Source organism: Enterococcus mundtii (assembly GCF_013394305.1).
GTDB classification, from domain to species: Bacteria; Bacillota; Bacilli; order Lactobacillales; family Enterococcaceae; genus Enterococcus_B; species Enterococcus_B pernyi.
This window is the reverse complement of record NZ_AP019810.1, coordinates 1878262-1891182: the sequence shown is the minus strand read 5'-3', so window position 1 is coordinate 1891182 and position 12921 is coordinate 1878262. Positions and strand designations below refer to the sequence as shown.

At 39.7% G+C, this 12921-nt stretch carries 11 protein-coding genes and 1 other annotated feature; of the genes, 4 read left to right on the top strand and 7 right to left on the bottom strand.

The annotated features are described in order from the left end of the window. Positions 1-13: 13 nt before the first annotated feature. The 6 genes from HZ311_RS09140 to infC all read right to left on the bottom strand — a co-directional run bounded on the left by HZ311_RS09140 (position 14) and on the right by infC (position 5700). Positions 14-658, bottom strand: coding sequence for a hypothetical protein (locus HZ311_RS09140; RefSeq protein ID WP_023518970.1), 645 nt, complete (start codon positions 656-658; stop codon positions 14-16). Next, positions 633-2762: a hydantoinase/oxoprolinase family protein gene (locus tag HZ311_RS09135; RefSeq protein WP_010736545.1), complete on the bottom strand. Its 2130-nt coding sequence runs from the start codon at positions 2760-2762 to the stop codon at positions 633-635. The genes HZ311_RS09140 and HZ311_RS09135 overlap by 26 nt, the downstream gene beginning before the upstream one ends. A gap of 35 nt (positions 2763-2797) precedes the next feature. Then, complete coding sequence (locus HZ311_RS09130; protein ID WP_023518969.1) at positions 2798-4135, bottom strand: hypothetical protein; 1338 nt, start codon at positions 4133-4135, stop codon at positions 2798-2800. Between the two features lie 355 nt (positions 4136-4490). Continuing rightward, on the bottom strand, positions 4491-4850 hold the full coding sequence (rplT, locus tag HZ311_RS09125; protein WP_019723984.1) for a 50S ribosomal protein L20: 360 nt from the start codon (positions 4848-4850) through the stop codon (positions 4491-4493). A gap of 53 nt (positions 4851-4903) precedes the next feature. Beyond that, on the bottom strand, positions 4904-5104 hold the full coding sequence (rpmI, locus tag HZ311_RS09120; protein WP_010736566.1) for a 50S ribosomal protein L35: 201 nt from the start codon (positions 5102-5104) through the stop codon (positions 4904-4906). Between the two features lie 71 nt (positions 5105-5175). Next, positions 5176-5700 carry a translation initiation factor IF-3 gene (gene infC, locus HZ311_RS09115; RefSeq protein WP_010736567.1) on the bottom strand — a complete coding sequence of 175 codons (525 nt, stop codon included), beginning with the start codon at positions 5698-5700 and terminating at the stop codon, positions 5176-5178. Positions 5701-5743: 43 nt separating this feature from the next. Next, positions 5744-5873 (bottom strand) — a sequence feature (ribosomal protein L20 leader region). A 498-nt stretch (positions 5874-6371) separates the two neighbouring features. Here infC and HZ311_RS09110 point away from each other — a divergent pair. Beyond that, positions 6372-7742 (top strand): lytic polysaccharide monooxygenase, encoded by a 1371-nt coding sequence (locus tag HZ311_RS09110; RefSeq protein ID WP_137071930.1) that lies wholly within the window; start codon positions 6372-6374, stop codon positions 7740-7742. A 771-nt stretch (positions 7743-8513) separates the two neighbouring features. Continuing rightward, positions 8514-9911 (top strand): lytic polysaccharide monooxygenase, encoded by a 1398-nt coding sequence (locus HZ311_RS09105; RefSeq protein ID WP_023518967.1) that lies wholly within the window; start codon positions 8514-8516, stop codon positions 9909-9911. Positions 9912-10043: 132 nt separating this feature from the next. Here the strand turns inward: HZ311_RS09105 and HZ311_RS09100 are convergent, their stop codons facing one another. Next, complete coding sequence (locus HZ311_RS09100) at positions 10044-10700, bottom strand: deoxynucleoside kinase (RefSeq protein WP_023518966.1); 657 nt, start codon at positions 10698-10700, stop codon at positions 10044-10046. Between the two features lie 296 nt (positions 10701-10996). Between HZ311_RS09100 and mvk the strand changes: the two genes are divergently transcribed. Both mvk and mvaD read left to right on the top strand, forming a co-directional pair. Then, the gene (mvk, locus tag HZ311_RS09095) at positions 10997-11944 is read left to right on the top strand and encodes a mevalonate kinase (protein ID WP_010736572.1); all 948 of its coding nucleotides are present in this window, start codon (positions 10997-10999) and stop codon (positions 11942-11944) included. Continuing rightward, the gene (mvaD, locus tag HZ311_RS09090) at positions 11937-12914 is read left to right on the top strand and encodes a diphosphomevalonate decarboxylase (protein ID WP_010736573.1); all 978 of its coding nucleotides are present in this window, start codon (positions 11937-11939) and stop codon (positions 12912-12914) included. Before mvk ends, mvaD begins: the two co-directional genes overlap by 8 nt. Positions 12915-12921: the final 7 nt, after the last annotated feature.

The window sequence follows — 12921 nt, the reverse complement described above, 5'->3', positions numbered from 1 at the left end:
TATTCAAATAGATTTACAATGACTGAACAAGTCGCTCACAGAGTAGAGGATCATACGGCCAAATCATAGCGACTTCTAACACATATGGTGAAAATCCTACGTTATTCAACTTCTCCGAAAAGCTCATCGCTGCAATCTCACTCAATGTTCGGATCTTAGACTGATGGCGATACCCAAAAAATCGCCATAGTTCTACAGTTTTCTGTTGGGTATACAATGTAGGATCGCATGTTTCAAGATGATGATACAATTCATGTGCTAAAATCAAAGAAGTCACTTGTTCCAGTGGGAGAGCAGTGATCTTTTCCTGTTCAAACTTCTGGATTGGTTCTGTCATTAAACAGATCCCCGTTGTTTCATCGTAAGTGGCGAGTGTCAAACGATCATTCCGCCATGCTGTTTCTCCATAGGAGATAGCGACATTTAATGTACGACAAAGCGCATGAATATTTCTTGTATGGTACTTTCGATAAATCAGTTCTGCTAACCTTTCTCCACATTGTCTCGCCAGTTCTCCCCATGCTCGTTGCTCAGAAAGTGAGAGTTTCCCTACTAAAATCTCTCGTTTAAATTGATAATCACACCACTGTTTATCAGAAATCGTCATTAATTTTGAAATCAACTCATCTAGTTTACTTTTGCTTGATATTTCCCGCAATCACGATCACTTCTTCCGCTGGTTCCAACATCGCGATTTCTAACTCCATCAAGAGTTGTAGTTGTTCAAATTCTGTCGCTGAAAAATCTGCGACACGCGCGCCGATACATAGATAAAATTCCGGTCGAGCAATCAGCTCCGTCTGATAGACCGCAAGTTCTTCCCATAATTGTTGGACAGCGGAGAGATACTGTTCAGCTGTAGTTTTCAGACATTTTGCATACCCTCTTTGAACTTTGATGAATCCTTTTTGGTCGATGATCCGTAATGCGCCGATTGAATGTTCTGGACTATTTTCCCCAACCACATAGAAGTAGTCAGTATTCGCTAATAAACGAACATCTTTGAGGGACATCCGTAAATCTTCTGCAGCTAATGTCAACGCCTCTGTTTCACTGATCTGCTTTGTTAAATCAGTCGCTTTGACTTCCGTTGAACCTGTAGCAATTGCCGTCACTTTCGATGTCTGTGGATCAATTTCAACATGGACCTCAATCGATTCTGGTGTAGCGCCAGATTCGATTGCTTTATTCATCGCTTCATTTTTCAATCCTCGAATATCTTCTTTACTTGGAGAAGGAATGATTCGTTCAACCACATCTCTCACCATCGCTAATGCCACACCGATAGATGAGATCACTTCCGCATTTTCTGGTATTGAATACTTAACACCCATTTTCTGACTAAAATAAGTAATCAAGGACGCTGCTCCACCGCCTACCCCAACCAAGGAGATTTGCTCTTTTTCCAATTGATATTTTTCTGCCAGTTCCAAAATCACTGGTTCGATTTTGGCATAAGCTTTTGCCATGATCTGCTCAGCGATATCTTCCACAGAAGTCTGACAATAAGCTGCTAAAGCTTCCATGGCTTTTCTTGCGGCTTGTGGATCACCATAAGAAAAGTGTTCTTCTTGGACAAGCCCAAGAACATTCGCTGCACATGTATTGGTAATAGTGACCTCTTTTCCGTCTGCCAAAATCACTTTGACATAATCAGCCGGATCTCCCTCAATGGGTGAGAAAAAAACGATTTTCGGTTGATCGATTTTTTCAATCGGTGTGAATACAGCATAATCCAATCCAGCAATATGGGCTGAACGTGGTCCCACATCAAGGATCCCTGTGCGATCTGCCCGAACCATTGAACCACCGGCCACACCTAAGACACGAACATCTAACGATGAAATATAGGTCGCATGACCGCCGACCACTGAGTAATCGATGGCTGGACGCCCATTCCTGATAACACCAATATTAGTCGTTGTCCCTCCAACTTCAAAATACACACCATTCGAGGCACGTAAATACATCAAAGAACCCATGACAGAGGCAGCTGGACCTGAAAGCATCGTTAATACTGGTCGCTTCTTCATTTCAGCAATTTCCATTACACCACCATCACCACGCATGATCATCAAAGAAACATTGACACCGGCAGTTCGAACGGAACGTTCAGTTGATGTCGCTGTTTCTAACATTTTAGGTAAAATCGAGGCATTGATCGCTGCCGTTCGTGTTCGTCTCGTCAAACCATAAAGCTTTGTGATTTCAGAAGCCATCGTTGTTGGTATCCCTTGTTCCGAAGCAAGTGAATAGATGACTTGTTCTGGTTCACTATTATCTACGCCAAAAGCCATGGAAGAAACTAAAACTTCCGCCTGTTCTTTTTTAAGTGTAGCAATCGTCTCTAACACTCGTTCATTTGTCAATTGTTTGATTGGCAAGAACACATTTGCAATGTCTATTTTTCGATTATTCCCTAAATCAATCGGTGCTAATCGAGTTTGTCTTTTTGCCAAAAAACCTTCGAACCCGCCCTTTGCCATTCCGATCACTCCTACTTTTGCCACATCTCCTTCAATCAAGGCATTCGTTGCTTGAGTTGTAGAATGCGCGACAAAAACAACATCCTCGGGGCTGATCTGATTTTCTTGCAAACAATTTTGGAACGATTGTACGACCCCTGCAGCTACACCCTCTGGATGGTGATGCGTTGTTTTAACAGATGATTTACCGATGACTTCATGTGTCGCATTGTCGATTGCGACTGCTTTTGTATGGGTACCGCCTACATCAATGCCCATTCTTACTGCACGCTTCATTTTGCATCCTCCAAATTTTTTACTTTCTATACCTATCAAAAATTACCATAAAGGATCAACGTCAAGATACAGACGATCACACCGATCGCCCACCCTGTCGGAATCGATTTTTTCATGAATTCACGAGAGGAAACCTTTGTATACCCTAATCCCCATGCAATCCAGGATTGAGTGATATCTAAATGCTGTGGCGCAATGGTCGTCGTCGCAAATAACGGAAATAAGAAGGCCACAGGCATTGTCGGATTGACTGCTAAAACTACTGCTAAAATCGCTGATCCCGAACCGACTAGACTCAACGGACCACGGAAAAAACCTAGAGGCGTCAACAATGCAAAGGCAAGTGCCAACACAAAAGGTGTCTGGGGAATAAAGTCTCCCAAAATCGCAGAGAAATAAGAAGAAGCATATACCGCCGAATTATTGAACATCGCTAAAGTCATCAAAAAGCCAACCATCGGTGCTACATCTGTTGCTCCATCTGTAAATAATTTAGCGAATTGCCGACAGATCTCCTTGTATCCACCACGTAATTTCCCAGTAAATAGCAACGCCCAGATCCCTGCCAACATGAAACCAAGAATAATCGGAATTTCTAATAACACCACTCCCAACACAGGAATAACGACTGCCAACCAAGAAATCATTGGCGCTTCCCCACCTTCTCGTGGAAGTTCAGCTGCCATTGCATAGCGTTTCTTCGTGTTCATTGATATATTAGCTACAAGCAAAACGATTACTAAACTTACGATCATGCCAATCATTCCGATTTGAAAGTAATCATTGTATGTATAATTTTCAGCCGCAGAATTAAACCCTGCATAGATCGTTTGGTATTGCTTGAAATTGACAATATTTGCAAAGATCCCTGCCATAATCGAACCCATGAATGCAAATAGAGCAACAGGTGCAGCAATTCCTAACGACATCAAAATCGGTAAAACGATCACGGCAATTGAAATCACTGGGCCGATCCCGGTCATCGACATAAAAATAATTGACGTTACAAGACATAAAAGGCTCATCGTGATCCGCGGTTTATCACCGCCAAGCTCTACGACTTTTCGAATCAATGTAGCCGCTATCCCACTATCTACCAATACTCGACCAAAAAAAGCACCAAAGAATACATTCACTAAAATCGATTTCGCATATTCCGCTGGACCAGTAGCATATACATGGGTCAACACATCAATGACTGACTGTCCTTCCATTGCGGCATTCGGTGAGAAAAAATTACCAATCAGCGCCAATCCCATCCAAATCGTCGCCATGATCGCTAAACCAACCATCAAATTAAGTCCTTTGACACAATACCAAACCATAAAAAAGAACGACAAAATCAACAACATGCCAATAATCATTTCGCTCATAGACTCACTCCATTCTATTTCATCCCACTGATATATCAGTTGCTTCATTTTACCCTATAAAGAAACCGCTCTCATTAAATATCAACGACAGAATAAGTACATATGATTAAAAAAGATTCATTACGAGCTACTGAAATGTTTTTTGAAAAAATATTTCAGTCAGATAACTATATACAAAGATTCATTATCTAAGACAAAAAATGAGCTATGGTCACCTTTCTTTTCAAAAAAATATCATGTACTTTATCTATTTGGTTATTTCAATTTATTTGTACATAACAGAAATTTTATTGAAGTTTGTTAGATATAAAAAAACACATCCAGAAAACCTGGATGTGTTTAGCTATTCTAGCGCTTATTTAGCTAAAGCATCTTTTGCTTGGTCAGCTAATGCAGTAAATGCTGCTGCATCATGGACAGCCAAGTCAGCTAACATTTTGCGGTTGATGTCGATTTCAGCTAATTTCAAACCGTGCATCAATTTTGAGTAGCTTAAGCCATTCATACGAGCCGCTGCGTTGATACGAGCGATCCACAATTTGCGGAAGTCGCGTTTCTTTTGACGACGATCGCGATATGCGTAGTTGTATGAATTCATTACTTGTTCTTTTGCTGTTTTAAATAAAGTGTGTTTTGAACCGTAGTAACCTTTTGCTAATTTCAGCATTTTTTTGCGACGTTTACGAGTTACTGTTCCACCTTTTACACGTGCCATGTATAATTCCTCCTAATAAAAATAAATCTTTAAATTTCAATTATTTTACGTTCTTATTTCATTTTTGCTAGTTGTTGACGAATACGTTTGAAATCGCCACTAGAAACCATGCGCGCTTTACGTAATTGACGGCGTTGTTTTTTAGTTTTGCCGTGGAAACGGTGACTTGTAAACGCACGGAAGCGTTTCAATCCGCCTTTACCAGTACGTTTGAAACGTTTTGCTGATCCGCGGTGTGTTTTTTGTTTTGGCATGACTATATTTCCTCCTCAAAATCTTTCGTTATCCGACTATTGACTGTCCAACAATCAGTTAGTCATTCAAATTACTTACTGTCGTTTTTCGGTGCCAGCGTCAAGAACATGCTGCGTCCGTCCATTTTCGCTTTTTGTTCCACTGTTGCAATATCAGCAGTTTCTTCAGCTAAGCGATCCAAGACTTTTTGACCAATTTCTTTGTGGGTAATGGCACGGCCTTTGAAACGGATAGAAGCTTTCACTTTATCGCCTTTCTCTAAGAACTTACGTGCATTACGAAGTTTTGTATTGAAGTCATTCAAATCAATCGTTGGACTTAAACGAACTTCTTTTACATTGATCACTTTTTGTTTTTTACGCGCTTCGCGGTCTTTCTTTTGTTGCTCGAAACGGTATTTTCCGTAGTCCATGATTCGCGCTACTGGTGGTTTCGCACCTGGAGCAACTAACACAAGATCCAAGTTTGATTGTTCTGCAATTTGCAATGCTTCTGCTTTTGACTTAACTCCTAATTGCTCACCATCTGAACCGATCAATCGTAATTCACGTGCACGAATGCCGTCGTTAACCATCATATCCTTTGCTATGGTCATTCACCTCCAAATATTATGAGAGAAAGAAAAGCTTACCGAATGAACGGCAATAAAAAAACGAGTTCTTTTGATAGAACCCGCACGTACTCCACCTATACTACATATAGATGAAAACTATCTAGCCCAGTGACTGTATCAACTAAGGCGAGAAGCGGGTGCTTCTGCTTTTATTTCTCAACTTAATTATCATACCAAATCTATTTCTTTTTGTCAATCATTTCTTCACTTTTTTCTATTTAATCGTAGCAGTTCTTCTTCTCATACAGCTCAGCAATTAGATATTTTTGTTACTTCCCTTATCACCAATCGAATCTGTCACCCTTCTGCTACTACCTCATTTACGTTTTATATAATTTCACTTCTTTTATTTTAAGATAACTAAAATAGAATCTGAACAAAATCATTCAATTCTTAATCCCAAGAAATATTTTTTTATAAAAAAATGTTCTCATTTTCCAAATATGGTACCTACATCCTTAAAAAATCAACGTTATAACAAATCATACTATTTATGTTTCTATCATTTTTTTACCTACACATCGGTATAAACTGATTCGTAACTATTCATTTTATTTGATAATCTTAATCCCAGATAACACAAAAGAGAGATAATTACGAAATTCGTTTTTTATTATTCGTTATCTAAATCTTATTTACATATGGAGGAAAAAATGAAAAAACAAATTTTTGGTACAGTTTTATGCTCGGGGATTTTATTTGGAGCAAGCTTAACGATTGGGGAACAAGACGCTTCTGCTCACGGTTATGTCGAATCACCGATCAGTCGTGCGTATCAAGGACACTTAGACCGTAATGTTAATTTATCCGCTGCAGCAGCAAAATATGGTCCAGTGATTTATGAACCACAATCATTAGAAACTGCTAAAGGCTTCCCAGCAGCTGGCCCTGCTGACGGACGCATCGCTTCTGCAAATGGTGCAGTTGGAGGAAGCTTCTTACTAGATAACCAAACAGAAACGATGTGGACAAAACAAAACTTAGATACTGGTGTGAATACATTCAGATGGCGTTATACACAATCTCACCGTACCACTAAATGGCATTATTATATTACTAAAGTAGGTTGGAACCCAAATGAGCCCTTAAAACGTAGCGATTTGGAATTATTAGCAACTATCGATCATCACGGGGCACAAGCTTCGACTAATCCATCGCATTCAGTGAATATACCAAAGGATCGGCTTGGTTACCATGTCGTTCTAGCTGTTTGGGATATCCATGACACAGGCGCTGCATTCTATCAAGTAGTCGACGTCAACTTGAAAGGTGATTCAGCAATTCCAGTAGCACCAACAGCACCACAAAACGTTCGTGCGACGAATGTGACTTCTTCAACTGTCCAATTAGCTTGGAACAGCCAAGCGAATACAGCCTCTTACAACGTTTACCGTGATGGCGTATTGCTTGGAAACACAACAACACCAGATTTCAGTGATACAAACTTAACTGCGGATACATCTTATAATTATGAAATCGAAGCAGTTGGACAAACTGGCTTAGTCTCTGCTAAAACAGCTTTGACAGTAAAAACTACAACAGAAAATACACAAGAAAAACCAACTACACCAACTCACTTACACTCGATGGGTCAAACAAGTTCAAGTGTTTCATTGATGTGGGGCGCTTCTACTCATTCAAAAGGAATCAAACAATACAACATCTACCGTAACAATCAATTGATTGGTTCAACAAAAGAAACAGAATACGAAGTGTCTGGATTAGCTGCAAACACTACCTACTCATTCGTGGTTCGCGCAGTCAGCAATACGGATGAACTATCTGATGCAAGCAATGCGTTATCTATTACGACAGATCGCGATGACAATGGCGGCGACGGGGGTGGTGAAGTCACTCCAGGACGTCAATGGACAGTAGGAAGCTTATTCGCACCGGTTTCTTATACAGCCGGTGAAGAAGTTGTTCACAACGGTGTGACATATATCACTTGGCAATCTCACTTGAACTATGGTGATACAAACTGGGCGCCAGGAATTGCCCATGCCTTATTCTATCCTAAATAAAATAAACCTTATCAACGTAATTAAAACGATAATATAGAAAACATTCCACGTAAACAAAACCCTATAAAAATGAGGCTAGAACAACTTTCTTTGCCTCAAAAATAAGCCAGCACCTGTAACATTCGAGACGAATATTACAGGTGCTATTTTTTTCAAAGCGCTTATCCATTATCACAGATTGCAAAATACATTCCCTCCCACTTCGTATCCCGTTCCTTCTATAAATAGATAAAATAGATAGAATTGCTTGAGAGGTGGTATTTAGTCCTCTCGAAACTCTTGAATCCAAATAAACGATATTCTAATTTGACTTTTTTCGATAATAAGACCGAACGCTCCTATCACAATCTCAGACCAAAAAATTGATGGTCAAATCCATAAAAAAGGAATAAAACAGCCAATAAAAAGATATATTTTAAAAATAAGTAAACGTTAAAAATAACTATAAACGCTACTTCAACCTTTCTCAATTAGAATCAAATTTTATCTTTTTATTTTTTCCTTGTTATTTATTATGCAAAACAAATAACTAATAACAAATAAAAAAGACAACAAAAACGCCTTTAAAACAATATTTATTCATGTTTTGGATAAAAATACCATCATTTGAAGTCAAGACCCAATTTTACCTAATGTTCGGTATAAACAGATTATTCAATAGTGCAATTCTCTGATAATATTAAATACAGATAACAACGAGGCACATCGAACGAGTCATACTCATCGACCTTATTAGTTATCTAAAATATCATTTTATCTATGGAGGGAAACATGAAAAAACAAATTTTAGCAACAGTTCTATGCTCTAGCGTTTTATTAGGAGTAGGTTTATCTATCGGAGGACAAGACGCTTCAGCTCACGGTTATGTGCAGTCACCGATCAGTCGTTCATACCAAGGTTCCTTAGACCGTAATGTGAACCATAATGCAGCATTAGCAAAATACGGTCCAGTGATTTATGAACCACAATCATTAGAAGCATTAAAAGGTTTTCCGCAAGCTGGCCCTGCTGACGGACGCATCGCTTCTGCAAACGGTGCTGTTGGAAACAACTTCAACTTAGACCGTCAAACTTCGACCATGTGGACAAAACAAGATTTGAACACAGGTCCTAATACATTTACTTGGCGTTATACCGCGACTCACCCTACAACTAAATGGCATTACTATATCACAAAAGCAGATTGGAATCCAAACGATCAATTAGATCGTAGCGATTTTGAATTGTTAACAACGATCAACCATGGTGGGGCTCAAGCTTCAACAAATCCATCACACTTAGTGAACATCCCTAATGACCGTCTTGGTTACCATGTTGTTCTAGCTGTTTGGGATGTAGATGATACAGCAATGGCATTCTACCAAGTAATCGATGTGAACTTGAAAGGTGATTCAGCAATTCCAGTAGCACCAACAGCACCACGTAACGTTCGTACTACTAATGTAACTTCTTCAACAACTCAATTGACTTGGGATGGACAAGCAAATGCTTCATCATTCAACGTTTACCGTGATGGTCAATTATTAGGAAACACAGCTTCACCAGATTTCAGCGATCAAAACCTAACTGCAGAAACTACATATAAATATGAAATCGAAGCAGTTGGACAAACAGGGCTAGTTTCTGAAAGAACAGCTTTATCTGTTACAACTTTATCTGAAACTACAGAAGAAAAACCAACTGCACCTAGCCACTTACACTCAATGGGTCAGACAAGTTCTAGCGTTTCATTGATGTGGGGAGCTTCTACTCACTCAAAAGGAATCAAAGAATACGAAATCTTGCGTGATGGCCAAGTAATTGGTTCAACAACTGAAACTGTTTTTGAAGTAGAAGGCTTAAAAGCTGAGACACAATACTCATTTGTAGTACGCGCAATCAGCAATGAAGGCGATGTTTCAGATGCAAGTAACACATTAACAATCACAACTGATCGCGATGAAAATGGCGGCGGTGACGAAAATGGTGGCGATGGCGGAAACGGCGGCGGTGAAGTCGTTACTGGACGTCAATGGACAGTAGGTAGCTTCTTCTCACCTGTTTCTTATACAGCCGGTGAAGAAGTTGTCCACAATGGTGTGACTTATATTACTTGGCAGTCTCACTTGAACTACGGTGATACAAACTGGGCACCAGGCATTGCTCACTCATTATTCTACCCTAAATAAATCAACTCACTACCCTTTATTCGACTAAACAACGATTCAAATAAGCAAGAGGCAATCACTCATTTGTGGTTGCCTCTTTTTTGTGATTTTTTATTCGGACAATTCAAAGTTCCACTTAAGTCAGAACATTTTTTATATGCTGACTTCTTCACGGATCTCCATTAGTTTTTCTTCAATCATTTGTAACACTTGTACTCTAGCTGCTTCATCTTCCACAAAGTTCAAACAGTCACCGTCGATTTGGATCTTAGGACTTTCATCGTAAGCTTCATACCATTCATCATAACGGCGATTCAATTCTTGATAATACTCATAGAGACTAGGGTCAAAAGAAAGTTGTTCATATGCCCGCCCTCTTTTTTCGATCCGTTCTAACATGGTTGAAAAAGATACGCGAATATGAACCAATAGATCGGGATGTTTTTTCGATGCCGCATAGGGCAATTCTTCCATCATGTTCGCCAATAATTCATCGTAGACTTGGACTTCTGTCGCTGTCGCTCGACCAAGATCTGCATTTAAATGAAATAATAATGAATCTTCATAAATCGAACGATCTAACACATTGTTATCCTCTTGCATCGCTTGCTTGATACTTGCAAATCGCTTATTCAAAAAATAAATTTGCAATAAAAACGCATATTGTTCAGGGTTTGCATAAAACAAAGGCAATACTTCGTTGTCATCGATTGATTCGTAAAACGCCTGACTCTTAAAATGGTCAGCAATCATTTTTGTTAAGCTTGATTTCCCTGCTCCTATCGTTCCTGCTAAAACAATCACACTCATTTCCCTCCAACTCACTTCTCCCACTAAATACAGTGTTTTTTTCTCATGTTTCTAAATATAACCCCAATATCTTGTGGTGTCAAACGAAATCGACAAGATTCTTTCCTATGAAAAATCAAAATTTTATTAAGAAAATCACGTTTTTTGTCGAGAAATCGTATTCTTTATTTTACTTCTTGACTGGTTTTAGTAAAATAAAGAAGGACTGTTTTTTTGGACAAACATTGCGCACATAGTAATAGGCGCTTTATTTTTTGTTAAAAAGCTACTCTTAGAGGAAAAGAAGGAGTTGTATTATGGCAATTCATGGCCAAGGGGAATCGAGTGGAAAACTGATTTTAATGGGTGAGCATGCTGTCGTTTACGGCGAGCCTGCCATTGCCTTTCCGTTTTATGCAACAAAAGTAACAGCTACACTTGAAGCACTCCAATCATTCAATAAAGATCAACTTATTTCTTCCTACTATATAGGAAATTTACATGATGCACCACATGCGTTGAATAATATCAAACAGCTGATTGCTGGTCTGAAAACTCACTACCATGTGCAAGACACCTTGCGTTTAACGATTGAAAGCACCATCCCTGCAGAACGTGGAATGGGTTCCAGTGCAGCCGTAGCTACTGCGATCACACGAGCTTTTTATTCCGCCTATGAGTTGCCATTATCACGAGAACAATTATTGGCGCATGTGCAAGTTTCTGAAAAAATCGCACATGGAAACCCCAGTGGAATCGATGCTGCCGCAACAAGTGGATTCGAACCGATTTATTTTACAAAAGGCCATCCTTTTGATTATTTTGCGTTGAATATCGATGCTTTCTTGATTGTCGCTGATACGGGAATCAAAGGACAAACACGTGCAGCGGTGAAAGATGTCGCACACCTTTTTGAGAAAGATGCGCAGAAAACTGGACAAAAAATCCAACAACTAGGATACTTGACGAAACAAGCTAAAAAAGCAATTATCGACAATTCGCCAGAAAAGTTAGCTGAAGCAATGAATGATGCCCAGCGCATTCTAAAAAGTTTGACGATCAGTAATGACTTTTTAGATACTCTGATCGCTACCGCACGTGCTGCTGGCGCTTTAGGAGCAAAATTGACCGGTGGCGGACGTGGTGGATGTATGATTGCCTTAGCACAAACAAAAACAGAAGCTCAAGAAATCAGCCACGCACTAATACAAGCAGGCGCAGCTGAAACTTGGATTCAAGGATTAGGAGTACATACCTATGCTTAGTGGTAAAGCCCGTGCTTATACAAATATCGCCTTGATCAAATATTGGGGCAAAAAAAATGAAGAATTGATTCTTCCGATGAACAACAGTTTATCTCTCACTCTCGATGCTTTCTACACAGAAACCGAAGTGATTTTTTCAGATTCGTTCACAGACGATCTGTTCTATTTAGATCATGAATTACAAACAGAAGCAGCCACCAAAAAAGTCAGTCGCTTCCTTGATCTTGTACGCATACAAGCGAATACAAACAAACGCGCAAAAGTGATCAGCCATAACTTTGTTCCAACAGCCGCAGGGTTAGCTTCCTCTGCAAGCGGTCTAGCTGCGTTAGCCGGCGCCTGTAATGAAGCCCTAGGACTAGAATTGGATAAACAATCCCTGTCCAGACTAGCTCGTCGCGGCTCTGGCTCTGCTTGTCGTAGTATTTTTGGTGGCTTCGTGGAATGGGAAAAAGGGCATGATGACCAAACTTCATATGCGCAACAAATCCCTTCTAATGGATTTGAAGACGAACTCGCCATGGTATTTGTATTGATCAATGATCAACAAAAAGATGTATCTAGTCGTGATGGAATGCGCCGAACAGTGAAAACTTCACATTTTTATCAAGGGTGGCTTGATTCAGTCGAAACAGATCTACGGGAGCTGAAACAAGCAATCGCTGAAAAATCGTTCCAAAAAATGGGCGAAATCATGGAGCGAAATGGGTTAAAAATGCACGGCACCACGTTAGCGGCTAATCCACCCTTCACCTACTGGTCTCCAGATAGTCTGAAGGCGATGCAAACGGTTCGTGAACTACGTGCTTCAGGCATTCCTTGCTATTTCACGATGGATGCAGGCCCAAACGTCAAAGTATTAGTTGAAAAGAAAAATCAAACGGCTGTTCAAGCAAAATTCATTGAATTATTTAGTCGTCAACAAGTGATTCTTGCTCATGCTGGGCAAGGAATCACGATTATTGAATAAAGGGAGA